The sequence below is a fragment of the Arthrobacter sp. MYb224 genome, from assembly GCF_002975455.1.
GTDB lineage: Bacteria > Actinomycetota > Actinomycetes > Actinomycetales > Micrococcaceae > Glutamicibacter.
Genome location: NZ_PCPU01000006.1, coordinates 229,416 through 254,819, shown reverse-complemented (window position 1 = coordinate 254,819; position 25,404 = coordinate 229,416). Strand labels below are relative to the sequence as shown.

General features: G+C 61.9%; 19 protein-coding genes and 1 riboswitch. Of the genes, 13 read left to right on the top strand and 6 right to left on the bottom strand.

Annotated elements, in window-relative coordinates; translation table 11 throughout:
* Positions 1-71: 71 nt before the first annotated feature.
* Complete coding sequence (locus CQ017_RS13295; protein ID WP_105554092.1) at positions 72-1,505, bottom strand: aldehyde dehydrogenase family protein; 1,434 nt, start codon at positions 1,503-1,505, stop codon at positions 72-74.
* Between the two features lie 87 nt (positions 1,506-1,592).
* On the opposite strand from CQ017_RS13295, the gene CQ017_RS13290 reads away from it, so the two are divergent.
* The 7 genes from CQ017_RS13290 (at position 1,593) to CQ017_RS13260 (ending at position 9,442) form a co-directional block, all read left to right on the top strand.
* Positions 1,593-3,122: a hypothetical protein gene (locus CQ017_RS13290; RefSeq protein ID WP_105554091.1), complete on the top strand. Its 1,530-nt coding sequence runs from the start codon at positions 1,593-1,595 to the stop codon at positions 3,120-3,122.
* On the top strand, positions 3,119-3,487 hold the full coding sequence (locus CQ017_RS13285) for a GntR family transcriptional regulator (protein ID WP_105554090.1): 369 nt from the start codon (positions 3,119-3,121) through the stop codon (positions 3,485-3,487). Before CQ017_RS13290 ends, CQ017_RS13285 begins: the two co-directional genes overlap by 4 nt.
* Positions 3,488-3,521: 34 nt before the next feature.
* A riboswitch (TPP riboswitch) is annotated at positions 3,522-3,616 on the top strand.
* Positions 3,606-4,400 (top strand): hydroxyethylthiazole kinase, encoded by a 795-nt coding sequence (thiM, locus tag CQ017_RS13280; protein WP_105554089.1) that lies wholly within the window; start codon positions 3,606-3,608, stop codon positions 4,398-4,400. Its footprint overlaps the riboswitch before it by 11 nt.
* Positions 4,393-5,034 (top strand): thiamine phosphate synthase, encoded by a 642-nt coding sequence (thiE, locus tag CQ017_RS13275; protein ID WP_105554088.1) that lies wholly within the window; start codon positions 4,393-4,395, stop codon positions 5,032-5,034. The genes thiM and thiE overlap by 8 nt, the downstream gene beginning before the upstream one ends.
* Complete coding sequence (gene thiD, locus CQ017_RS13270) at positions 5,031-6,467, top strand: bifunctional hydroxymethylpyrimidine kinase/phosphomethylpyrimidine kinase (RefSeq protein WP_105554087.1); 1,437 nt, start codon at positions 5,031-5,033, stop codon at positions 6,465-6,467. The genes thiE and thiD overlap by 4 nt, the downstream gene beginning before the upstream one ends.
* A gap of 29 nt (positions 6,468-6,496) precedes the next feature.
* Complete coding sequence (locus CQ017_RS13265) at positions 6,497-7,768, top strand: uracil-xanthine permease family protein (RefSeq protein WP_105554086.1); 1,272 nt, start codon at positions 6,497-6,499, stop codon at positions 7,766-7,768.
* A 267-nt stretch (positions 7,769-8,035) separates the two neighbouring features.
* Positions 8,036-9,442: a sugar porter family MFS transporter gene (locus CQ017_RS13260; RefSeq protein WP_105554085.1), complete on the top strand. Its 1,407-nt coding sequence runs from the start codon at positions 8,036-8,038 to the stop codon at positions 9,440-9,442.
* Positions 9,443-9,513: 71 nt separating this feature from the next.
* Here the strand turns inward: CQ017_RS13260 and CQ017_RS13255 are convergent, their stop codons facing one another.
* Complete coding sequence (locus CQ017_RS13255) at positions 9,514-12,693, bottom strand: HAD-IA family hydrolase (protein WP_105554084.1); 3,180 nt, start codon at positions 12,691-12,693, stop codon at positions 9,514-9,516.
* A 91-nt stretch (positions 12,694-12,784) separates the two neighbouring features.
* Here CQ017_RS13255 and CQ017_RS13250 point away from each other — a divergent pair, with 91 nt between their 5' ends.
* Positions 12,785-13,762 carry a hypothetical protein gene (locus CQ017_RS13250; RefSeq protein ID WP_105554083.1) on the top strand — a complete coding sequence of 326 codons (978 nt, stop codon included), beginning with the start codon at positions 12,785-12,787 and terminating at the stop codon, positions 13,760-13,762.
* A gap of 63 nt (positions 13,763-13,825) precedes the next feature.
* On the opposite strand, the gene CQ017_RS13245 is transcribed toward CQ017_RS13250, so the two are convergent.
* The gene (locus CQ017_RS13245; RefSeq protein WP_258133635.1) at positions 13,826-15,142 is read right to left on the bottom strand and encodes an ABC transporter substrate-binding protein; all 1,317 of its coding nucleotides are present in this window, start codon (positions 15,140-15,142) and stop codon (positions 13,826-13,828) included.
* A gap of 185 nt (positions 15,143-15,327) precedes the next feature.
* Positions 15,328-16,317: a LacI family DNA-binding transcriptional regulator gene (locus tag CQ017_RS13240; protein ID WP_219843941.1), complete on the bottom strand. Its 990-nt coding sequence runs from the start codon at positions 16,315-16,317 to the stop codon at positions 15,328-15,330.
* Between the two features lie 164 nt (positions 16,318-16,481).
* On the opposite strand from CQ017_RS13240, the gene CQ017_RS13235 reads away from it, so the two are divergent.
* The 5 genes from CQ017_RS13235 to CQ017_RS13215 are packed head-to-tail and all read left to right on the top strand — an operon-like array spanning position 16,482 to position 23,082.
* Positions 16,482-17,648 (top strand): Gfo/Idh/MocA family protein, encoded by a 1,167-nt coding sequence (locus CQ017_RS13235; protein ID WP_105554081.1) that lies wholly within the window; start codon positions 16,482-16,484, stop codon positions 17,646-17,648.
* Positions 17,645-18,901, top strand: a complete 1,257-nt coding sequence (locus CQ017_RS13230; RefSeq protein ID WP_374954786.1) for a dihydrodipicolinate synthase family protein — start codon at positions 17,645-17,647, stop codon at positions 18,899-18,901. The genes CQ017_RS13235 and CQ017_RS13230 overlap by 4 nt, the downstream gene beginning before the upstream one ends.
* Entirely contained in the window at positions 18,898-19,806 is a 909-nt protein-coding gene (locus CQ017_RS13225; RefSeq protein ID WP_105554080.1) for a sugar phosphate isomerase/epimerase, read from the top strand. The genes CQ017_RS13230 and CQ017_RS13225 overlap by 4 nt, the downstream gene beginning before the upstream one ends.
* A gap of 47 nt (positions 19,807-19,853) precedes the next feature.
* On the top strand, positions 19,854-21,959 hold the full coding sequence (locus CQ017_RS13220; RefSeq protein WP_105554079.1) for a DUF6807 family protein: 2,106 nt from the start codon (positions 19,854-19,856) through the stop codon (positions 21,957-21,959).
* A 28-nt stretch (positions 21,960-21,987) separates the two neighbouring features.
* Complete coding sequence (locus tag CQ017_RS13215; protein WP_105554078.1) at positions 21,988-23,082, top strand: Xaa-Pro peptidase family protein; 1,095 nt, start codon at positions 21,988-21,990, stop codon at positions 23,080-23,082.
* Positions 23,083-23,118: 36 nt separating this feature from the next.
* On the opposite strand, the gene CQ017_RS13210 is transcribed toward CQ017_RS13215, so the two are convergent.
* Together CQ017_RS13210 and CQ017_RS13205 are read right to left on the bottom strand one after the other, a co-directional pair.
* Positions 23,119-24,027, bottom strand: a complete 909-nt coding sequence (locus CQ017_RS13210; protein ID WP_096282946.1) for an NAD(P)-dependent oxidoreductase — start codon at positions 24,025-24,027, stop codon at positions 23,119-23,121.
* An 8-nt stretch (positions 24,028-24,035) separates the two neighbouring features.
* Positions 24,036-25,391 carry a Gfo/Idh/MocA family protein gene (locus CQ017_RS13205; RefSeq protein ID WP_105554077.1) on the bottom strand — a complete coding sequence of 452 codons (1,356 nt, stop codon included), beginning with the start codon at positions 25,389-25,391 and terminating at the stop codon, positions 24,036-24,038.
* Between the last annotated feature and the right edge of the window lie 13 nt (positions 25,392-25,404).

Sequence of the window (25,404 nt, the reverse complement as noted above, 5' to 3'; positions counted from 1 at the left end):
TGCTCCTGAAGTAAGGTTTTTGGGCCTTAACAATCATTCCACTTGGAAAGCTTCAGCAGCTATGAACCGCGCTACAGTAAGCGATCAATAATCTTTCGCTTAGCCCATGTATATGGAGGATATATTGCGCTCAAGGTGTCAATGACCGTCGTTTTGCTGAGTTCTGAGCGGATTTGTGAAAGCCGATCGAAGCCATACTTGCCGTGATAGGACCCCATTCCGCTGGCCCCCACCCCGCCGAAGGGCAGGGACGGGACTACCGCCTGGGCCATGGGCGCATTGTGCACAATCGCGCCGGCGCGCACTCGATCCGAGAAGATCGACTGCAGCCGCGGGGACTCGCTCATCAGGTAGGCGGCCAACGGGGAGGGGCGCGAGGCGATGAATTCAAGCGCCTCGTCGAAGGAGGCCACCTCGATGACCGGAAGGATCGGACCGAAGATTTCTTCCTGCATCAGCCTCGAGCCGAGGTCGACATGGCGCATGATGGTCGGGGCGATGCGCAAGGTGTCCGCGTCGTAGTCGCCGCCATGGACCACCTCACCCGAATCGAGCATGCCCACCAGCCGGTCGAAATGCTTCCGGCTGACGATTCGGCCATAATCCGGGTGGTTGATCGGGTCTTTGCCGTAGAAGCCGGCAATTGCCTGGCCAAGCCGTGAAATTAGCGCGTCGGTGTCCCCGAAAGAGAGCACATAGTCCGGGGCCACGCAGGTCTGTCCGGTATTCATGAACTTCGCATAGGCCAGGCGCTTGGCGGTGGGCAACGAGTTGTTGTCTACCACCGCCGGGCTTTTGCCGCCGAGTTCCAGGGTGGTGGGCGTCAGCTGCTTGGCGGCCGCTTCGGCGACCACCCGCGCGACCTGCTGTCCACCGGTGAAGAAGATGTGGTCCCAGCGTGCGGCGAGCAGCTCGGTGGCGGTGTCGACGCCGCCCTCGAGGACCGCGTAGACCCGGGCGTCCAGGTACATCGGGAGCAGTTTCGCCAGCACCCCCGAGGTGGCCGGTGCGAGCTCCGAAGGCTTGAGCACCGCGGCGTTTCCGGCGGCGATCGCGGCGACCAGTGGAGCCAGCATCAACTGCAAGGGATAGTTCCACGGCCCGATGATCAGCACGACCCCCAGCGGCCGGGGTTCGACCTTGGCCATGGCCGGCTGCAGCGCGAGGGGAACCTTGACGGCGGTTGAATCCATCCACTCCGAGAGATGCCGTTGGGCATGGTCGATTTCGGAACGGACCACGTCGATTTCGCTGAATTTCGCCTCGGTGGCGCTCTTGCCAAGGTCCTCGGCGAGCGCGTCGAGGAATTCTCCCGTGCGTTCGGCCAACATCTTTTCCAGGGCACGCAGCTGCTGGGCGCGAAAGCGCCGCGGGTGCGTAATGCGGGTGTCGGCGGAGCGGCGCAGGTGCCCGAGGACCTCGGTGATGCGCGAGGGGTGCTCGTCTACCGGCGGTGCGGCGTCGCCGACGGGATCTGGAAGCGGATTTGAGGTAAAGAGACCCATGGCTCGATGCTACTTCATTGATTCCCCGGGATATTCCATTTGTATCAGGTGTTTGATACATTAGTTTTTCAACTTACGGAGGTAATTATGGATCAGCTCTCCACCGCCGCGTTCAGCATGGCGATCGGCGCAGCCCTGATCTACGCGTGGCTGCGCACGGTTGCCCGTCAAGACAACAGGCCCGCACTGCTGCGGGCGAGATCCCACTCCTTCTGGTGCGCGTTGATTGCCTTCTTCGTAAGCAGTTCCGGCGGGGTGAGCAACCAGCAAGCGGCCAACGCCGACGCCGGCGAATCCCTGTGGGCCAGCGACCTGCTCGCCGCCACCGGTCCGGCACTCTGGCTGCTGTCGATCTATCTGATCGGCCTCTACTCCTGGCCGTCGTCGGTGGCGAATGTGCGCGCGGCCTCCCTGGAACCTCGCTCGGTGATGACGCCGTTGCCTAAGGCCTTGAGTGCCGTGGCCGCGCTGGTACTCCTCGGCGCCGGTCTTACCCTGTGGATGATCCGCGACGTCACCGGGGTCCCCCCGCAATATGCGGTTGCCTCCTCGGACGCCTACGGAAGCACCTGGGTTTCGCAGTCCGCGACCGACGGGCTGCGTGCGGCGGACCAGATGCTGGCCCTGTTTGCCATCAACCTGGCCTCCCTGGCGCTGGCCCTGCTCATCGCGATGCTCTTCATTTTGCTGCGCAAACCGCTTGGTTCGCTCAGCCCCCACGATAACCAGGTATTGCGCGAAGTCTGGCTCAACCGGCTGCTGCGCACCTCGACCCTGGCCTTTGCCTCCGTTGGAGCCTCGGCGCTGCATTACAAGGCCTCGTGGCTTATGTCGCTGGATCGCACCATATATCAACCCTGGCAAAACACCGCTAACGTGGCCATGCTCATCACCTTCATCGCCATGGCATTGTGGAAGCCACCGGAAAATTTTGCCAGAACCACTAGCCCAAAGCCAGCCTCCTCCTTTTTGCGGATGCGCGAAAATTTGCTTGCCATTGGATTCCTCACCACCGCACTCACACTCATCGCACTGGCCTGCTCCTCCTCGCTTGTGCAGACCGAGTACGCGGACAATGCGCGCCCCGGTGAGAACGCCCCGCAGGCAATTGTGTCGCTCCTGGTGGTAGCCCTCTTGTTCTTGGTGCTCAATGCCGGGTTCCTGGGCTACCTGCACCTGAAGTCCAAGGGAACCCATTCACTGGCTCGGCACAGCGCAGACCTGCCGCGCTATGTCTATGTGCTCGCCGGGCTCTTGCTCATCGGCGCCACATACCTGCTGATCAATCCACCATTCGAATATTTTTGGGGTCTAGTTCCGGTCAAACCGGTCTTCGCGCTGGGTGCGCTCCTCGCGTTGCTTGCCGCTACCGCCTGCCACATCTGGTGGGTTCGGCGTGCGGCCTTGCCTTGGGATGTCACCGTGGAGCAAGAAATTTGGTACCGCCAAGTCCACGAACTACGCGCCCTCCGCGTAGTCACCGCGGCGGCCGTCACCATGCTGGCCTGGGGTTACGAGGCAGGTCCCTACGTTTCGGCCGTGGGGATCATCGTCTTCTGCTGCCCGGCAGTGATCATTTTGGCCCGCCCAGAAGCTAGGGTGCCGCAGCGCGTATGAGCCACCATATTTTCGTGGACCTGGACGCGGCGGTTCCGCCCTATGAACAGATCCGCACACAAATCTCTTCGCTGATTTCCTTGGGCGAGCTGCCGGCGGGAAGCAAGCTGCCTACGGTGCGGGCACTGGCCACCGATTTGGGGGTCGCTTCCGGGACGGTGGCCCGCGCCTATAAGGAACTCGAGGCCACCGGCCTGGTTTCCTCCCGACGGCGTGCCGGAACGCTGGTGAACGCCGGAGCGGATATGGAGAAATCCTCCGGTGATCTGGTTCAAGCGGTGGATCGGGTATGGGAATTAGCCCGAGCTCAGGGAATCGACGAGGCCACCGTCAGGGCGCTGGTGCAACGCCGCGCACGGCAATAATTTGTTCTTCCGCGGCTTTGGTGAGTACGCTCTAGCCAGTGACACGGGGTGTCGGATTCACCGACTGAGATGAGACCCGTCGAACCTGAACTAGTTCAAACTAGCGGAGGGATGTCGCATGACCCTGACTTCCGTTGCCCGGAATTATCGGCAACAATCCCCTTTGGTGTTTTGCCTGACCAATACCGTGGTCGCCAACTTCACCGCGAATGCACTGCTGGCCTCCGGGGCGGCTCCGGCGATGACCAACCTGCCCGGCGAAGCCGGGCCATTTGCCGCGGTGGCCTCCGCGGTCCTGGTGAACCTGGGCACTCCGAGCACCGAACAGCTGCGCGCCATGGACGAAGCGGTCCATGGGGCGAACCAGGCCGGCACCCCCTGGGTGCTGGACCCGGTGGCCGTGGGCGCATTGCCGGTACGCACTGACTTCGCGCGAAAAATCGTGGCCCAGCGCCCCACCCTGATCCGCGGCAATGCCTCGGAGATTCTGGCGCTGGCCGGGCGCAGCTCGACCGGGCGCGGAGTGGACGCGCAGGACACCGTGCACGCGGCCATCGAGGCTGGACGCGAGTTGGCCATCGAATATGGTTCGGTGGTCGCGATCTCCGGAGCGGCCGATGCGATCATCGATGCCAAGCGCACCACGCTGGTGCACAGCAACGGGATCGGCTTGACCGGGATTACCGGCGGCGGCTGCGCCCTGGGTGCAATCTGCGCCGGGATGCTCGCGGTGAGCGAAGACCCGTTCGACGCGGCCATCGCAGCCCACGGCCTGTACGGACTGGCCGCCGAAAAGGCCCTGGCCATCGGCCGCGGCCCGGGTAGTTTCGCCGCGGCCTTCCTCGACGAACTCTCGCTGCTGGACCCCGACGAATTGCACAACCTGCGCCTTGAGGAGGCAAATAATGCGTGATCTGGGAATCTACCTGGTAGCCAACACCGAAAGCTGCCAGCCGCGCAGCACCCTGGAAGTCATCGAAGGCGCGGTGGCCGCGGGAGTGCAGTGGGTGCAGCTGCGGGCCAAGAACGAGACGGCCCGCGAATTCTTCGAACTGACCTGCGCGGCGGCGGAACTCACCGCCGGCAAGGCCGAGCTGTTGGTCAACGACCGCATCGACGTATTCCTCGCCGCACGCGCCGCGGGGGCCGCGGTCACCGGCATCCATATCGGGCAGAAGGATATTGCGGTGCGCTACGCCCGCGAAATCATCGGCGAGGGGATTATCGGGCTCAGCGCGTCCACCGATGAACAGCTGGCCGGGGCCAACGCCGACGCGAAATACCTCGATTACCTGGGGGTCGGGGCGATCCGCGCGACGCCCACGAAGAAGGACCATCCCACCCCGCTGGGCATCGATGGATTCCTGCGGGCCAATCGGCTCACCGAGCTGCCCTGCGTGGCCATCGGCTCGCTGACCGCCGCGGACGCCGCGGCGCTGCGCGGCGGCGGGGCCGCCGGCATGGCGGTGGTCCGCGCGATCTGCGCCGCGGAGGATCCACAGGCGGCGAGCGCCGAACTGCGCAATCTCTGGGAAGGCGCCAAATGAGTCCCAACATTCTTTCGATCGCCGGCTCCGACCCCTCGGGAGGTGCGGGAATCCAGGCAGACCTGAAGGCCATCGGCGCCAACGGCGGCTACGGCATGGCCGTGATTACCGCGCTCACCGCGCAGAATACCCTCGGCGTGGATGCGGTGCAGGCCGTCGACGCGGGGTTCGTGGCCAAGCAGCTGGAATCGGTGTCCGCAGATGTGCGCATCGACGCGATCAAGATCGGCATGCTGGCCAATTCACAGATCATCACCGCGGTGTCCCGGTGGCTGGAAACGGTGCACGCTCCGGTGGTGCTGGACCCGGTGATGATCTCGACCAGCGGGGACCGGCTGCTGGCCGATGGTTCGGCGTTGGACGCACTGCTTTCCCGGGCGGATGTGCTCACCCCGAATACCGCAGAGCTTGCGGCCCTGCTCGGCGAGCAACCGGTGCGTGGCTGGGAGGAACTGCTCGAACAGGCCCAACGCCTGGCGGCCAAATACGAGGTGCTGGTGATCGCTAAGGGCGGCCACCTGCCCACCGAACGCTGCCCCGACGCGCTGGTGGGCCCGGCCGGGGTGATCGCCTGCTATGACGGCCCACGCCACGCCACCGCCAACACCCACGGCACCGGTTGCACGCTATCCAGCGCGCTGGCCACGCACTATGCCCGCGGCGGGGATTGGGCGACCGCCCTGGGCGCGGCGAAGGAGTACCTCTTCGCGGCGATTGCCGCGGCCGATGAATTGCAGGTGGGCAGCGGGCACGGACCGGTGAACCACTTTGCCGGGCTCTTCGCGGGGCACAGCGCGGATCCGATGGCCGATTGGTGGGAGCGGATCGCCGAGTTGCGCGGTGGAATCGATGAGCTTCAGTTCATCCTCGAGCTCTCCGCGGGCACGCTGGAGCGCGAACGTTTCGAGTACTACCTGGCCCAGGACGCCCTGTATCTGCAGCGCTATGCGCAGGTGCTCGCGCGGGCCAGCGCGCTGGCCCCGCAGCTCGAGGCGCAACGCTTCTGGGCCAAGGGCGCGGAAGGAATCCTGGAGGGTGAGCTGAAGCTGCACCGCAGCGAGCTACTGGACCTGGCCCCCGAGCCGAGCGCCACCACGTTGAACTACGTCAACCACCTCAGCTCCTGCGCATCCAGCTATCCGGAGCTGATCGCCGCGATCCTGCCCTGCTATTGGATCTATCAGGACATCGGCAATCGGCTGAGCGCCGCGAATCATGCCGGGCACCGGTATGAGAGCTGGCTGGCCACCTACAGTTCGGCGGAGTTCGACGAGGCCACCGCGGCGGCCATCGAGCTGGTCGCCGCCGCCTGGCGGCTCGCGGATCCGGCGCTGCGCGAGCGGATGTGGGATGCATTCCGGCGTTCGGCCGAGCACGAGCTGTCTTTCTTCGCCCAAGCGCACGCGAAGGGCGTAGACTTCTCTACGGCCTAAACGCGGGGCCAGGAATTCTGGAGGAACGCATGAAGTGGAGCATTCACGGCAACGGGAAGACCATCACCGAAGGTGAGGTCGTTGCCCCGGATGAGCGGCTGCATTGGCCGCAGACCATTTCCATCGGAGCCCAGCATATTCTGGCGATGTTCGGCGCCAGCATCCTGGTCCCGACGCTGACCGGTTTCCCGGTGACCACCACGCTGCTGTTCACCGGCGTCGCGACGATCATCTTCTTGCTGATCACGAAGAACAAGGTGCCCAGCTACCTGGGGTCCTCCTTCGCGCTGATCGCCCCGGTGATGGCCTCGAAGGTCGGCGACGACTTCTCCGCGGCGCTGGGCGGCATCGCGATGACCGGTGCCGCGCTGTTCATCGTCGGCGCGATCGTGGCAAAGACCGGCACCCGGTGGATCCACGCGTTGATGCCGCCGGTGGTTATGGGCACCATCGTCGCGCTGATCGGCTTGAACCTCGCCAGCGCCACGCTGGCTCCGATGCGCGATTTCCCGGCGACGACCTTCCTCACGGTGCTCGCCGTGGTGCTGTCCACCGTCGCGTTCAAGGGGCTGCTCGGGCGCCTGTCGATCCTGGTGGGCCTGGTGATCGGCTACGCGATTGCGCTCCTCCAGGGCCAGGTGGACTTTGCCGCCGTGGGTCAGGCGGGCTGGATTGGGCTGCCCCAGTTCCATGCCCCCAGCTTTGACTTCAACGTGGCGTTGATGTTCCTGCCGGCGGTATTCGTGCTGATCGCGGAGAATATCGGCCATGTGCGCACCGTGGGCATCATGACCGGCAAGGACCTCTCCGAATTCAATGGGCGGGCGCTGATGGCCGATGGCGTCGGAACCCTGGTGGCCGGCATGGGCGGCGGCTCGGCGACGACCACCTATGCGGAGAATATCGGCGTGATGGCCGCCTCGCGCGTCTACTCCACCGCGGCCTATTGGGTCGCGGCGATTGCCGCGATAGCGCTGGCCTTCCTGCCGAAATTCGGGGCCTTGATCAATACCATTCCGGCCGGGGTGATCGGCGGGCTGGGGATCGTGCTGTACGGAATGATCGGCATTATCGGTGCCCGGTTGTGGATCGAGGCGAAGGTGGATTTCCAGAACCCGGTGAACCTGATGACCGCCGGAACCGGACTGATTATCGCGATTGCGGTCACCACCGATCTGACCTTCGGCCAGTTCCAGGTGGGCGGCATCGCGCTGGGCACCATTGCGACCCTTGTGGTTTACCACCTGATGAATACCGTGGCCAAGCTGCGCAATAGCACCCTTGAACCGGTTGAGCGCTAAGCCAAGACCGAAGAACCAGCCGGCATTGTGACGAAGCTCACGATGCCGGTTTTCTTTTGCCCTCCTGGAGAGGCCCGGCCTCGGCACCTTACCCGATTTGCGCGGGATTTCGGGGCTGGGTTGCGCGGATCCCCGAACCGCCCGAACACCTATTGTAAGGATTCTTTCCAAATTATGGCCAAGGTCGCATAAGCCGGCGGCCCGCGCGGGCATAAAACCCGCTGGAAATGTTTTGCGCCCCAGCCCAATCCGATAGCATGGCTCCTTGTGACTGCGACTACATCTGACGGAAAGATATCCGCTCGACTCATCCTGATCGCCCTCGGGGCTGCCCTGGGTGGGTTCGTTTTTGGATATGACTCATCAATCGTTAACGGCACCGTGGACGCTGTCGAGCACGAGTTCGGGCTCAACGCGCTAACCATCGGTTTCACCGTTTCCTGCGCCCTGCTTGGCGCTGCGCTCGGCGCCTGGATCGCCGGAATGGTCTCCGAACGCATAGGCCGCGTGCGCACCATGGTGATCGCCTCCGCGATGCTGCTGATCTCCGCGCTGGGCTGCGGATTGTGCTTCGGCGCGTTCGACCTCATCATCTGGCGCATCGTCGGCGGCATCGGCGTCGGCTTCGCCTCGGTGATCGCCCCGGCCTACATCGCCGAGGTATCCCCCGCCAAGCACCGCGGACGCCTGGGCTCCATGCAGCAGATGGCCATCGTGCTCGGTATCTTCGTCGCCTTCCTGGTCAGCGCGCTGCTGGTCTTCGTGATGGGTTCGGCCGACGCCATCGGCTGGTTCGGCCTTTCGGCCTGGCGCTGGATGTACCTCTCGCTGGCCATCCCGGCGATCCTCTATGGCGTGCTGGCTATGCGCCTGCCGGAATCCCCGCGCTATCTGGTCGAGCGGGGCCGCTACGTCGAGGCGGCAACCGTACTGACCCGCGATATGGGCATGGTCCCGGGGGCCGAAACCGAAGCCAAGATCGAGGAAATCCGCAACACGGTCCACGTCGAGCGCCGCCAGGTGTTCAAGGACCTGCTCGGGCGCTTCGGCTTCCACCCGCTGGTGTGGGTGGGCATCCTGCTCTCGGTCTTCCAGCAGTTCGTGGGCATCAACGTAATCTTCTACTACTCCACGACGCTGTGGAAGTCTGTCGGCTTTGCCGAATCCGATTCCTTCACCATCTCGCTGATCACCTCGATCACCAACGTGGTGGCCACGATCGTTGCGGTGCTGCTGATCGACGTGCTCGGCCGCAAGCTGCTGCTGTTGATCGGCTCGTCCATCATGACCGTGTCATTGGGCATGATGGCCATCGCCTTCGCCCAGTCGGTCACCATCGACGGCGCAGTTTCACTGCCCGGCAGTTGGGGCATCGTGGCGCTGGTCTCCGCGAACCTGTTTGTGGTTGGCTTCGGCGCGACCTGGGGTCCAGCCGTCTGGGTGCTGCTCGGCGAAATCTTCCCGAACTCCATCCGCGCGCTGGCGCTCGGCGTTGCCGCCTCCGCCCAGTGGATCGCCAACTTCGCCGTCTCCACCACCTTCCCGACCCTCGCCGAGGCAGGCCTGGCGCTGGCCTACGGCATCTACGCGTTCTTCGCGCTGCTTTCGCTGATCTTCGTGATCTTCATGGTGCGCGAAACCAAGGGACGCCAGCTCGAGGAGATGAGCCTCTAGGACGCAGGAAACCTTCCGCCGCTAAGGACGTCGGGCGGGCACCCAGTGGGTGCCCGCCCGACGTGTCTTGGCTACCAGGGCTTGTTAGGCACCTCGGCACCGGCCTCTCGTTGCAGCGAGAGCACATGTTCTAGGCTCGGACGCCCGGAGAGCTGCGGCCCCTGATCGCGCAGGGCCACCCGGTGGCGCTGGCCGGTCTGCAGCACGATCTCCTCCCCGCGCACCCAGAGACTTTGCGGCCCCTGGCCGGTGAGCGAGAATTCGATTCCGCTGGCGTCGAGCAGCACCTTGATCACCGCACCGTTATAGGCCAGCTGGAATCGCAGGGATCTGAAGCGCTCGGGCAGCCGCGGGTCGAAATGCAACCGCTGGTCATCGTCGCGCAGCCCCGCGAAGCCGTTGACCAGCGCGGCCCACACCCCACCGGTGGACGCCACATGCACCCCGTCGGCGGTATTTCCATGGAGGTTTTCAAGGTCGACATTCAACGCATGTTCGAAGTAGTCGAAGGCCAGGTCCCGGTAGCCGACCTCGGCCGCAAGGATCGACTGCACGGTGGCCGACAGGGTCGAGTCCCCGGTGGTCAATGGGTCATAGTAGTTGAAATCGGCGAGTTTCTGCTCGGCGGTGAAATCGCTGGAACGCAGCCATAGCGCCAGCACCGTATCGGCCTGCTTGATGACCTGGAAGCGGTAAATCACCAACGGGTGGTAATGCAGCAGCAGCGGACGTTTATCCGGGCCGCTGGCCTCGAGATCCCAGACCTCGCGATTCAGGAAATGCTCGTCCTGCGGGTGGATTCCCACGGCCTTCGAATACGGGATATGGATTCGTTCGGCCGCCAGCTGCCAGGTGGAGATCTCCGCTGAATCTATCCCCATCCGCTCGGCCAGCTCGGCATAGAACTGCGGGCGCCGGGCGGCCAGCTCGCGGATCAGCTGCGCCGAACGACGCAGGTTGAAGCGCGCCATCACATTGGTGTAGGTATTGTCGTTGACCACCGCGGTGTACTCATCCGGCCCGGTTACCCCGTGGATGTGGAAGCTCCGCTGATCCCCGGAACCGCGCCAGAAGCCCAAAGAGGCCCACATCCGGGCGGTTCCGACAAGAATTTCTGCGGCGCCCGCCTCGAGGAACTCGTCATCGCAGGCGGCATCGAGGTAGCGGTTGAGCGAATACACCACGTCGGCGTTGATGTGATATTGCGCGGTACCCGCCGGGTAGTACGCGCTGGCTTCCTCGCCGTTAATGGTGCGCCAAGGGAAAAGCAGCCCCTCCTCGTTCATGATGCGTGCCCGGCGCGTCGCCGCCGGGATCGTCGAGATCCGCGCGCGGAGCGTATTTCTGGCCCACTGCTGGTTCGTGTAGGTCAAAAACGGCATCACATAGATTTCGGTATCCCAGAAGTAGTGTCCGGAATATCCGTTGCCGCTGACTCCCTTGGCGCTGATCCCCAAACCGTCGGCGCGGGCCGAGGCCTGGGCGAGCTGGAAGAGGTTCCAGCGGATCTTGCGCTGCAGGCTCGGATCGTCGCTGTCCACCAAGACGTCGCTGCGCTGCCAGTAATCCTTCATAAATGCGCGCTGCTCCCGGAAGTGCTCGTCGATCCCCCGGGGCACCAGATGATTCAGCGCGCGGCTCGAACGCTGCAGCATTTCTTTGGCCGGGTGCCGGCGCGAGGAGTGGTAGGCCGCGAACTTGGCCACGCGCAGCCCCTGTCCCGCTTCGAGGTTCGCGCTTGAAACCTCGTCGGCACGATCGGGCTTCGCCGAACGCTCCGTTTGAATCTGGGCGCTGGCACCACCGGTGGTATTCACCAGGTGTTCCACGACTGCCGACACGGACATATTGGATCCCGCCACGGTGTAGGAAAGCCCAAGACGGGTTCCTTCCGCTATCTGGCCGGCCGGGTGCAAAGGATTATCCGAGGACTCGTCGGACTTGCGCGGGTCCTGGCCCGCGTCGAGATCGGCCGGAGAAGACACCTCCGGTTCGGAGCGATAGCCGATCACCGAGGACTGGACCAGCACATGCGCCGGTCCGTCGAGCAGGCGCACATGCAGATCTTGGAGCGCCAGATGCCGGTCGCTGAAGGAAATCATGGTCCGTGCCGTGACCGCCACCCGATGGCCTTCTGCGGTGCGCCACAGGGTCTGTGAAATCAATGTCCCCTCGCGGAAGTCCAAGCGCAAGTCATCGCGGAGCATTTCGGTTCGCCCCACCTCCAGCGCCTCGTCGTTGATGAACACACGCAGGGTCCGGAAATCTGGGGCGCTGATCATCGTCTGCCCGGTTTCGGCAAGCCCGAACGCGCTTTCTGCGTGGCGGATCTGCCAGGTTTCGTGCAGCCCGTTGAGGAAAGTCCCGGCGACTTGCTCGCCCAGGCCCACCTGGGCCGAACGAGCGCCAAGGAAGCCGTTGCCCAGGGCGAAGACCGTGTCTTGGGCGCCCGTCTCATCGCGTTCGGCTTCCCGAGTGATGGACCAGGGGTCAAAGTTCCAGGCCTTAACCGCGGAGGCTGAAACCAACTCGCTGAGGTCCTGGACCACAAAGAGCGCACCGGCATCCAATAGCTGCTGCTCATTGTCTTCACGTGCCACCCCGACGACCATGAAGCCGCCTTCCTGGGCGGCTTGCACGCCGCTGGTGGCATCCTCGATGACCACGCACTCTTCGGGGCGCCAACCGAGGTCCTTGGCGGTCGCCAAGAACGTGGCGGGCGATGGCTTGCCAGGCAGCTCGCGTGCCGCTGCCTCGTGCCCGCCCATGATGGTGGTGAAGAACCTTTCCAGCCCCGCGGCTTCCAGTACCGAGCGGGCATTGCGTGATGAGGAGACCACGGCTACATCCAGCCCTGCCTCCAGGACCTGTTGCAGGTAGTTGCTGGACCCGGAATAGGGCGCAATCCCATCACGCTCCAGCACCGTGGTGAAAACCGAATTCTTCAGATTTCCCAGCGCGCACACCGAGGTGTATCCCGCAGGGTCCTTCGGGTCTCCCCAGGGCAGCGCTATTCCCCGGGACTCGAGTACGGCGCCGACGCCCTCATAGCGTGGCCTGCCGTCGAGTAGCTCGAAATAGTCCGGATCTGTATAGGGCGGCACGCCCGGGTGTTCTTGGGCGAAGAATCCGGTAAATAATTCTTTCCAAGCCGCACGGTGCAATAGCGCGGTAGGTGTGAGAACACCATCCAAATCAAAAAGGACGGCCTTGAAATCACGGTGGCGGTACGTCGGGCGTGTAGCGTTCACGATCGAAATCCTTCGTCGAGGAGCAATTGTTGGCCGTAGACCCAACGGTAGCAAGTGATCCCGCTTGCATCGACATACTACGATTGGGATTGTGGCTCAGTGGATAGATGAATGGAATAGCGACCAATGGCGTGAGTCTGCCGCCTATTGGATCGATGAGGCCTGCGCGGCCTACGGCATCGAGCGTGTCGCGGGACCGGATTTTTGGCCGGCCTCCTTGGACCAGGTTTCGGCGCTGGTTGGGACCGACGCAGCCGATCTGGTGTTTAAGGCGAATGCGCCGGGATTGGCAGCTGAGGCAGCGGTGACGATTACCGCCGGCGGACTGCAGCCCGAACGTGTGGTGATGCCGCTGGCAATCGACCGCATGGCCGGCTATATGCTCTCCCCCGATTTTGGTCACACCCTGGCGGATTTGGGCGACAGCGCCGAGAACTGGCAGCTGGCGCTTGCCTCGCTCGGCTCCTTCCAGGTGGCTTTGATGGGCAACGAAGAGGCCTTCTTCGACGTTGGCATGCCGGTGGTGGATCCGCAGTTCCTCCCAGAACAGTTTGAGCAGGCATTGACCATGCATGTTTCTCTCGAGGCAAACCATCCGTTGCATTTGGACCCGCAACAGGCCGACGCTTTGCATGGCCAACTAAAGACCCTTTCCGACGCCTGCGAAGCCTTGCATCGCGGTCCCATCCCGCTGAGCCTGGAACATGGCGCCTTCGATTTGGCGCAGACGGTGGTGCCCTCGGAAAAGGGCCAGCATGCGCGGATCACGAACTTTGCGACGGCCCACTGGGCTCATCCGTTTTCTTCGCTGGCGGCCCCACTGGCGGCAATGACCCAGTCGTGGAAATGCCGGACCGACGACGAGCGTGTTATGCGTGCCCTGGGCGCCTACCTAGGTGAGTTCGCCGCATACGGCAGCGCCGACGAGCTCTATGACTTAGTCGCCCCCGCATGCCTAGTGGCTCCGCTATCCCAGCATGAGACTTGGTTGCGGCTGCTGCTTGACGCGGACGATGAGCATCTGCAGGAAAACGCCGCATCTGTCTTGGACACACTGTTTATAAACTAAAAAGCCTGGCGGGGAATTAAACATTCCCCGCCAGTCTTATATTCAGATCAAACCGTGTGTTTGCTATTCAACGGCAGAGCGCATCTCGTTCAACGCGTTGGTTGCCGCATCTTGCGGCGACTGCCGCTTGAAGAAGATTTCCATCTCGTAGCGGTACAAAATGTCTTGGATCTTGCTGAATCCCATGGGTGGAATTGGTTCAGACCCTGCCAGCTCAGTTTCAATTCCGGTGACGAACTCCGCTGAAGCGGCCTCGATTGGCTCAAGGTCGGACACTACCAAGTCGCGAATCTCAGTGTTGGCCGGCAGCCCGCGGTCCATTTTGTTCAGCTCGCCAGCTTCTTCGGAATTCACCATGAAGTCAATGAACTTCTTGACCTCTTCGGGATGCTTGGACTTGCTGTACCCGGACATCATCATCGATGACTTGTACCAAAGCCCGTTGTCTTCGGCTTCGCCCGTGGAGCTAGGCAGGCGCAGGGGCACCAGATCAACGCCTGCCGCTGCGGAAAGTGAACCGAGCTGGTTGCTCCACCACATGCCAAAGGCCGAAGTGCCGGTACCGGTCATGGAACGATCAGGCCCGGCATTCTGATTCTCGGCTAGAACCGAGGCCACTGGATAGGATCCGTTATCCAGCAAGTCCTGGTGGTGCTGGAAATAGCCGGCCAGATCCTCAACGGTCAATCCAAGCTCTCCGGATTCAGTGGTTAAGTGCTTATCCGATTGCCTCAGCCAGGACTGCAATCCAGCGGGTTCATTCGGCGCCTCGGAACCGTATTTCCCTTCGGCTTTTTCGCTAACGGTTTTGGTGATTTCGCGATAATCGTCCCATGTCCAAGTCTTGTCGTCCGGGATATCCAGCCCAGCTTCCTTCAAAACCTTGGGGTTTGCGGTCAATGTAAACGAGTTAATTCCCGTCGTAATGCCAACCAATCCATCTTCGGTGGTGCCGTTGGAAACGGAAACCTCTTCAAAGTTGGAGACGTCAACACCGTCAAGATCGAGAAGCGCGCCACGGTCGGCGTATTCGCGAAGGTACTTGTCGTCCATCTGGATAATATCCGGGGCATCATTCGAGGCGACTTGGGTAGCGAGCTTGTCCCAATATCCGCTCCAGTCCGAATACTCGCCCTGAACGTCGATATTTGGATTCTCTGCCTCGAAGGCCTCGATGATCTCGTTGGTAGCCTGCGCCCTTGAGTCCGAACCCCACCAGGCGAATCGCAAACTCACCTTTCCATCGGCGCTGTCAGCCGCGTTCCCGCCTCCGCCGCACCCCGTCAATGCCAGCGCTGCGACTGCGGCTATGGCAAGGGACTTGGTTAGTCGCTGACCGGCAATGCGACGCATGCCTTCGGACCGTTGTTGATTGTTCATGGACTCCTCCTTGGATGGGCGAGAACTCGCGAGGGTTTACTCAGTGTCGAGACACCTGTGCGCCGACGCGAATGGAAAGCGCTTCCCAAGTAATCTAGATGTGATTCAGCTCACGAGTCAAGATCGAAGTGGGAATATGTCGATGACACCTTTGAATCGAATGATTCCAAAAAGGTATCGACGGATCAACGGCTCTCGGTGCTTTCCCGCAAAACCGGGGTTCCCGAAACAACCAGCAGCTTCGAATCACTATGCGCGAGAACCATCTCGCCGGCCATGCGGCCCATTTCTTCGAGCGGAAGGCGGGCGGTAGACACCGACGGGGTGACATCAATCAGCGTTGGGATGTCGTCGAAGCCGGCAATCGCAATATCGTCGGGAATCCGCAAGCCGTGCTCGCGAATTGCGCGAATCGCCCCCAGCGCCATGACGTCAGATACGCAGAAGACGCAGACCGGACCGGTGTTTTCGGTGGATTGATACCCTCGCAAGTAGTCGCTCATGACCAAATAACCCCCCTCGCGCGAGAAAGCTCCGTGGAGCACTTCCTCAACCGGCACGCCGGAGCGCTCAAGCTTGGACACAAACCCGTCGGCACGATGTTTCGCGGTCACCAAGTTCGGGTTGCCGGCCAAAACGACAAAACGGCGATGACCGGCTTTGAGTAGTTCCCCGGCCAGGTCGCTAGCGGTCCCGGCGTTATCGACCTGAATTCCGCCCGTTGCGGGAAAGGTTTGCCCAATCATCGCCACTTGGCCACCGTTGCCCTGGTAGCTTTCCAGCAATTCCATGAGCTCCTGATCGCCGCTCAAGCGCCGGGTTCCAGAAATGATAATAGCGTCGGTCCGGTGCGACATGAAGGCGCGAACGGCAGCTATTTCCCGGTCATGTTCCGCGCCAGTACTAGTCAGCAGCAGTTGGATGCCACTGGCGTCCAGCCCGCGCTGCACCCCGCGGGCAATGGACGAGAAATACGGGTCGGCAATGTCGTGCACCACGAGGCCCACCAGCTTAGTCGAGGATCGGGCAAGCGCTTGCGCCTGAGCGTTGGGGAAATATCCCAATTTCTCTGCCGCCGCACGAACTCGGAGGGAGATTTCCTCGGCAGGCTTGCGCGCCGACCCGTTCAGTACGCGCGATGCGGTTGCCAATGAAACTCCGGCTTCATTAGCCACGTCAGTTAGTCGAATAGCCACATGAAATCCTTATCACCCATTGCAATTTTGAACAAGCTTATCTCCCTGAACGGAGATGGTTGACACACTAATTGGGCAACACTATCGTGGAAAGCGCATTCCCAATTCCTTTCTTAACAATCCCTTGCACGAGGAGCACCCCCATGACAGAACCACGAGTACTTCGCATCGCCATGAGTGGCATCACCGGCCGCATGGGCTATCGGCAGCACCTGCTCCGCTCCATCCTGCCGATCCGTGATCAGGGAGGAATTACCTTGCCCGACGGTTCCAAGGTGACCGTCGAGCCAATTCTCGTTGGCCGCAACGAGGCGAAACTCAAGGAACTGGCCCAGCTCCACAACGTTGAGCACTACTCCACCGACCTCGACTCGCTAATCAACGACGACTCCGTCGACATCGTCTTTGACGCCTCGATGACGTCGCTGCGCTACGACACCCTGTCCAAGGCCATCACAGCCGGTAAGCACATCTTCACCGAAAAACCGACCGCCGAAACCCTTACCGAAGCGGTAGACCTGGCGCGCCAAGCCAAGAGCAAGGGCATTACCGCCGGCGTAGTGCACGACAAGTTGTACCTGCCAGGCTTGGTCAAACTGCGCCGGCTTGTCGACGAGGGCTTCTTTGGCCGGATCCTGTCCCTGCGCGGAGAATTCGGTTACTGGGTCTTCGAAGGCGAAATCCAGGAAGCCCAACGTCCGTCATGGAACTACCGGCTGGCCGATGGCGGATCGATGACCACCGACATGTACTGCCACTGGAACTACGTCCTCGAAGGCATCATCGGCAAGGTCAAATCAGTTACCTCCAAAACCGCAACTCACATCCCCACCCGGTGGGATGAAAAGGGTGCGCCCTACGAGGCAACCGCGGACGACGCAGCCTACGGAATCTTTGAACTTGAAACTCCTGCCGGAGATCAAGTTGTTGCCCAGATCAACTCCTCCTGGGCAGTGCGTGTCTATCGCGACGAGCTCGTTGAGTTCCAGATCGACGGAACTCACGGATCCGCGGTGGCAGGTCTGAACAAATGCGTCGCCCAACAGCGAGCCAACACACCCAAGCCGGTCTGGAACCCGGACCTTCCGGTCACCGAATCCTTCCGCGATCAGTGGCTGGAAGTGCCGGCCAACGCGGATCTGGACAACGGGTTCAAATTGCAGTGGGAAGAATTCCTGGCCGATGTCGTGGCCGGGCGCGAACACCGCTACGGCTTGCTGTCGGCCGCTCGTGGCGTGCAGCTTGCCGAGCTGGGCCTGCAGTCCAGCGCCGAACGGCGCACCATCGACATCCCGGAGATCACCCTGTGAGCCAGCAACAAGCACAACCGACAATCATCCTGCCCAACGAGCACGGGGAACCCTACAGCTACACGCTCTCCGGCCCCGGAGATTTTCGCCGCCCCACCGCACCGATCAGCACACGCAAGGTCTACGCTGCGGCCCACGTAATTCCGCTGATGACCGCCGATAACACCCCGGGGGCACCGGCCGCCTTGGACTGGGAAGCAACCTTGGATTACCGCCACGAACTGTGGTCCTACGGTTTAGGCGTCGCCGATGCCATGGACACCGCTCAACGTGGCATGGGCCTGGACTACGCGGCGACCAGGGAACTCATTCAACGTTCCGCCGCCGAAGCGGCAAGGGTAGTTGCCAGCAATAGCTATCCGGCGCTGACCGGGCGTAGCGTGCGAGACCTGCTGGCCTGCGGAGTCGGCACCGACCAGCTGGATCCGCTCAGCGTGCAGGCCGGCGACTTGGCCCGGGTCACAGACTCCTATTTGGAGATGCTGGGACTCGTCGAAGAGTCCGGGGCGAAGGTCATTTTGATGTGTTCGCGGGCGCTGGTCCGCGCCGCCGAATCGTCCGAAGACTACCTGAACGTCTACGGCACCCTGCTGGAAGCCGCCACCAAACCGGTGATTCTGCATTGGCTCGGGGAAATGTTTGATCCCGCGCTGGCTGGCTACTGGGGGGACACCGATATCGAGACGGCAACCGCCACCTTCGCCAGCCTGGTGGAGAACCATGCGGCCAAGATCGATGGCGTCAAGGTTTCACTTTTGGATGCCGAGCATGAAAAGTATTTGCGCGCACGGCTGCCACAGGGTGTCCGGCTCTACACCGGTGACGACTTCAACTACCCGGAACTTATCCAAGGCGACGGCACCAGGCACTCCGATGCCCTGCTAGGCATCTTCGCTGCAATCTATCCGGCGGCCTCGACCGCGCTTCAGGCCTTCGACGCGGGAGATGGACAGCGGGCACGCACCATCCTGGATTCCACTCGGGATCTGGGACTGCATATTTTCTCCGCACCGACGTTCTACTACAAGACCGGAATCGCCTTCCTTTCCTGGCTCAACGGGCACCAAGCCGGTTTCCAAATGGTCGGCGGACTGCATGCCGGCCGCTCAATTCTGCATCTGGTGCGCACGTTTGTCCTGGCCGATCAGGCCGGTCTGTTGCTGAATCCCGAGCTAGCCGCTGAACGCCTGAAACAGCTATTGGAAATTAATGGCGTGTTCTCCCCCGTCCCAACTCTGACTGGAGTCGCATGAGCTTCGAACTGGCACTGAACACCGGCACTACACCTCGGCTGAATCTGCGCGAAGCAGTGCAGGCAGCGGCCGAGGCGGGCCTGAGCCATATTGGTCCCTGGCGCCACCTCATTAGCGACGTGGGCGGGGCAGGACCGGCGGCGAAGATCATCGCCGGCGCCGGGTTGAAGGCAAGCACGCTGTGCCGCGGCGGTTTCCTGACCAGCAATTCGGCTGCGGGGCGAAGCGAAGCGTTGGAATCGAACCGCGAAGCGATCCGCGAGGCTGCCATCATCGGCGCCAACGAGCTGATCATGGTTGTGGGCGGGCTTCCCGCCGCCGCGCATATCCTCGGTGGCCAGGGGGACGGGGCCGACAAAAACATTGTTGCGGCCCGCGACCGCGTCGCCAAGGCCCTGGGGGAATTGGTTCCCTACGCCGCCGAACATGGCGTGCGGCTGGTTCTCGAGGCCCTGCACCCCATGTACGTGGCCGACCGCGCGGTGCTCTCCACCTTGGGCCAGGCCCTGGACTTGGCCACTCCCTACCCGACTTCGGCCGTGGGTGTCGTGGTGGATACCTTCCACGTATTCTGGGATCCCCAGCTTCAAGCTCAAATTCAGCGGGCCGGTCACGAGGGTCGACTGGCAAGCTACCAGATCTGCGACTTCAACCTCCCGATCGCCCGCGATGCCCTGCAGTCACGGGGCATGATGGGCGATGGATACATTGAGTTCGCTTCCATTTCCCGCTGGGTCGCCCAAGCCGGATACCGCGGTCCCGTTGAGGTGGAGATCTTCAACGAAGAAGTTAATAATCAAGCCGCGGAGCTGACCATTCGCACCATGAAAGAGCGTTACGAGCAGCTAGTGCTCCCGCACCTCAATGAAGCTTCAGGGGTGCTGGAGGCGAGCACCGCCAACTAGCTCGTATCCTTATTTCACTTAGTCAACGACGTTAACCAAGGACGGGTATGACCGACTTATCGCAGCAAGGTGCCACGACAACGGATGCGCCGGATCACAGAGTACCGGGGATCGCGCTAGTAGGGCTGAACGGGTTCGGACGCCAGCACCTGCTGAACATCCACCGCCTCGTTGCGCTGGGTAAAGCCAATTTTGTGGCCGGTGCCGGCCCCGACGATCCGGGGCCGGACATCCGCGGTGAAGACACCCCCATATTCGCCTCCCTTGATGCGTTGATCGACTCCGATATCAGCCCGGATATCATCATTGTTTCGACGCCAATCAACACCCACCACGAACTGGCGCTCAAGGCACTTATGACCGGCGCCGATCTGTACCTGGAGAAGCCTCCTACGGCTACCTTCGCGCAATACCAGGAACTGCTTTCTGCTGCCCGGGAGGCCGGAGGCCGGGTGCAGGTCGGTTTTCAGGCAGTTGGCTCCTTGGCTTTAGCGGCTCTCGAGGAGTTTTTTGTTGATGATGCGCGTGATTCACCCATCGGCGAGTTGCGCGCCGTCGGTGCCTCCGGTACCTGGCTGCGCACTCAGGGGTATTATGATCGGGCGCCTTGGGCCGGCCACCGAGTCCTGGATGGCATCCACATTGCCGACGGGGTCATCACCAATCCGCTGGCCCACGCGGTGATGAGTGCCCTGCACATTGCCGGGGCACGCCGAGCCGAGGATGTCGCCGCACTTTCCACCGAGCTTTACCACGCCCATGATATCGAAGCCGATGACACCTCGGTGCTCTGCCTGCGCACGGTGAAGGGGATCCCGGTGACTGCCGCGTTAACCGTGTGCGCGGCCGAGCAACGCGACCCGTGGGTCACCGTCTACGGGACCGAAGGTCAAGCAACCCTGTACTACACACGAGACGAGCTGGTGGTTCGCCCCAACCCGGATCTCGGCGGTGAAGAATATATCCGCAGCTTCGGTCGAGTTAACCTGCTCGAAAATCTTGTGGATGTGCGAAGCGGCGCAGCGCCAAAACTGCTGTGCCCCTTGGAAAATGCCGGAGCGTTCATGAAAGTCCTCGAACAGGTGCGGACCTCACCCGATCCGCAAGCGATCTGCCGCAGCGAGGTTTATGGCGTAGGCGAAGATGGAGAATATCATCCGGTGGTTCCAGACATCGAAAGGTTCATTGACCGCGCGGTGGCCGCGCAAACTGCGTTCTCTTCCCTAGGAGCCCCGTGGGCCAAGCCGGCACCCACTAGCGGAACTCTCCAGATCGCCCATCCGATCAGTGGCGATCCCGTGGAGGTTGCGCGGCTACGCACCGGAACGGACATTGCCCCGACAAACTCACCACGCCCATTCCTTGATCAGCTGCGCACGCTCGACGGTGTCACCGTCAGTGACCAGCAACCCCTGGACCACACCTGGCATCTCGGTCTGGGAGTCGCGCTGCAGGATGTAAATGGAACCAATTTCTGGGGCGGACGTACCTACACGCGCTCAGCTGGGCGTTATCTCTGGAAAGCTGACCATGGGCACATTCGCGCCGTCTGCGAGGAATTCAACGAATCCAATTCCGCTGTCACTTCGCATCTTGAATGGGTTGACCACCATGGACAAGTGCTCCTTGATGAACACCGTACCGTTCGAGCGGAGGCTTTTGAACGGTTGCAAATCCGAGGCTGGTCATTGGACTTTGAGTTTGCCCTGCAGGCGCGCGACCAGCAGGTATCGCTGGGGTCTCCTGGTTCCAACGGGCGGGACCAGGGCGGCTATGGCGGATTCTTCTGGCGCCTGCCGGCCGTGCATCGGGGCGAAATCTATACGGCAAATGCCTCCGGTGAATCGGCCGTGCATGGCTCCACCAGTGATTGGCTGGCATTTAGCGCAGTTTTTTCCGCCGATTCGGTGAGATTGGATTCCCGCGACCTGGGCCATGGGGCCGCAACGCTCATCTTCTGTTCCACAGCGCATGACCCATGGTTTGTTCGGTACTCGGGATATCCCGGCATCGGCGCATCGCTGGCGTGGGATAGCCCGGTGATTCTGGAGCCAAGCGCCTTGGCCAGCCGCAAGGTTCGGATTCTGGTCGTTGACGGAGCACTCTCCAAGCAGCAAAGTGCCCAGCTGGCCGAAATGTTCAATCAAGAATAACTTCCTATTCCATCTCGGCAGGAGAAGTATGCCCCTCAATGAATATAACCTCAAGCATGCCCAGCTGGTGGATCTGCTCGACGAGCTGGGCGCGGACGCTATCTTGCTGTCCACCGCGGGGACCCTGTCGTGGTACCTAGCCGGCGCTCGAACCCATGTTTCGCTGGCGGGTCCTCCGGCACTGCGTGTGTTGGTGCACCGCGAAGGTTGTGAGATCGCCACGCCGCTGAGCGAAGCGGACCGCTTGCTTGCCGAAGAACTGCGCAAAGTCCCCGAGGCCCGGTTGCACATTCTGGACTGGCACGAGTCCCTCGACGACTATGCGGCATGGTGCCCAGAGGTGCGTGGACTGGAGGTCTTGTCCGAGGCCCGAGTGGAGGTGCAGCTGCGAGGCTTGCGTACCGTTCTAAGCGACGCCGAGGTCAGCAGGTACCGAGGTCTCTGTGTGGCTGTCGCCGGGATTTTCACGCAAGTGCTCGGTGAGGCGAGCCCCGAAGACTCCGAACGGGATATTGCTGCCAGGCTCAGTGCCGCAGCAATCAGCCTCGGCGGCGAAGTGCTCGTGGCATTGGTCTGCGGGGATTCTCGCTCGGCATTCCGCCACCCCCTGCCCACAAAGGCCCTGCTTGGGCGCAAAGCCATGGCGGTACTCTGCGTTCGCCGCGGTGGATTGATCGCCAATGTCACCCGGTGGGTCCGTTTTGGCGACCCGTTGCCCGGAGAGCTGGAAGCAGAGCACGCGATTCTTCAGGTGGAGCACGAGATTTTCAGATCCTTGCAACCGGGCACCGAACTAAGATCGATGCTCCCCGTCGTTCAGGCCGCGTATCCTCTGCATGGGTTCGATCCCCAAGAATGGCAGAACCATCATCAAGGTGGGATTGCCGGTTACAACGGCAGAGATCCTCGCCTGACCCCAGATGCTACCGACCTCATCCGCCCGAATCAGGCTTTCGCGTGGAATCCCAGTGCGGTACAGGACGCCATGACCTTTAAAGTTGAGGATACCGTCCTGCTCATCGAGCATGGCGGTAAGCCAACCGTGGAAGTACTCAGCGTCGATCCCCGGTGGCCGGTGATTCGGGTAGGCAATTTGGATCGCCCCGCAGTGTTGGCGCGCTGAAACCGCAGAGCGAGAGGTGGGCTCCCGCAGGACCGGTTAGACCAGTTGTTTCAATTCGGTTCTCCAGCTGCGCTTTGGCTCCCAGCCGATGACGCTTCGAGCCTTCTCGATACTGAAAGCCGGAGAATCCCCGGTCAGGTTGGCCGCCAGCTCCGCCAGCTCTGGATAGATTTCCGGGATGAGCTCCGACAATGGGGAGGTAGCCATGGCGTCTTTGGCCCCCACAAAGAAGACCGAACCATTCTCCACTCGGTCAAAGCGTTCCAGCAGCAAGAGCAGAAAATCCGTGACATCCCGGGCGTCCACGTAGTTGAACAACGCCGGAGCCGAAAGTTTAGGATCGGCCAAGCGTTCGGCCACGGTGTGCCCCTGCTGCGTTATGGCACCAGCCCATTCCTCTTCGGCAATGACATAGCAAGGCCGGAAGGAGGCGAACTTGACCGTGCTTGCTGGGCCCATCTTTGCGGCGAACATTGCCCCGATCTGTTCGGCAACGTATTTGGAAAGGCCGTACGCGTGCCACGGGCGCGGGGTTTCGGTCTCGTCCAGCGGCAGCTTGCCAGGCTTCCAGCCGCCCGGGGATCCGTAGCCCATGATCGATGGGCTGGAAGCCAGGACCACGCGGGTTGCCCCGGATTCCACGGCGGCTGAGGTGACGTTGTGAGCGATCGTTGCGTTGGTGCGCAGCAGCACTTCCTCCGGCGCCATAAAGGGCACCGCCATGGCCGCTAGGGAGACTACCGCCTGCGGGGTGGCTTCCTTGAACAATGCACAAGTGGCTGCGGCATCCAAGAGGTCCACGCTTCGGTAGTCGACACCGTCCAGAGGATCCTCGGGAAGGGTTCGGTCCAAGGACACAACATGGTGCCCCGCGTGGGCAAATCCGGCTACGACAGCACGACCTAGACGGCCTGATCCGCCAGTGATAATAACTTTCTCGCTCATTTTTCCGATTACACCTGAACCCGTTCCACGAGGGCTAAATTTACACCAAGTCCGGCTTGTTCTACGGCTACCGCTTGACCAGATTCCAGGGATTGGTTGCCGCAGATTCCCACGGCGATAGCTCGCGCTCCATCGAGGAATCCGGCCTGCCGTGAATACCTGTCGACTGTGGTGCCGCGGAAGAGTTCCTCCAGCAGCAGTGCATCCCCGCCGCCGTGCGAACCTTCCCCGTTGATGATTTCCAGTTCCTCGGCCGGCCCCCAGTGGCGCTGGAGGACAAGCTTCTCCCCCTTGGAGCGCACCGCGGTATTCTGTCCGTCGTCCGAGAAGGACGGATCCACGGGATTTCCCCCTGCGGCAGGAAGCACCGCTGCTCGCTCGACCACATCCAATTCCAGGCGTCCTGCGGTGCCGTTGACTGCCACCCGGTACCCCTCCCAGGGGCTGTGCGCATTCAGAGAGTAGGACAGCACCGGGCCGCCTTCGTACTCCACCGTCAACGCCAGATTATCCTCAATCCCGATCTCGCCTGCGAATACTCCTTGGTCGCGGCGGTATCCGTCATGATGTTCGCTATCCAAGTACAGCTTCTCCAGGCGACGGTCGCTGCGTAGATCCAGGTCGAAGGGATCTGCCTCGCTGTGTTCGTGGGTTCCACGTTCACTGGCCTGCTGCCCGCGCCGTGCGGCATTATCCGGGCCGTAGAATTTCAACCCTCCGGCCGCAAAGACCCGTTGCGGGGTATCGGACAGCCACCAGTTCACAAGGTCGAAATGGTGACTTGATTTATGCACCAGCAGACCGCCGGAGTTCTCCTTGATCCGGTGCCAGCGGCGGAAATAGTCCGCACCATGCACGGTGTCGAGCACCCAACTGAAGTCGATGGAGGTTACCTCGCCGATTAATCCGTCATCGATGGCCTTCTTCAACGCGGTATTGCGCGGTGAGTAGCGGTAGTTGAAGGTGACGATGACTTCTCGGCCGGTTTCCGCAACCGCCGCCGCGATACGCGTGGTGCTTGCAGCGTCGATGGTCAGCGGCTTTTCAACAATCACATCAGCACCGGCACGGAGCGCGGCGCAAACGAGGTCTGCGTGGGTGTAGTCCGGACTGGTGATGATCACCCGGTTAATCTCGTGCTCGGCAACATAGTCGGCCAGTTGCGCCGGATCAAAGGCATCCAGGCGCTGCCCGAACGTCTGTTCCACAACGTCTTGGTAGTACTCGATCCGCCCGGGGTTTGGATCGGATAGTGCCACGAGCTCGGCGACGTCGCTGTGCTCGCCCAGGATCGCGGTGAGGTACATTTCGCAACGGTTTCCGGTGCCGATTAGTACGTACCGGGTACGGGTAGGTGCAGTCATCTGGGTGGGTCCT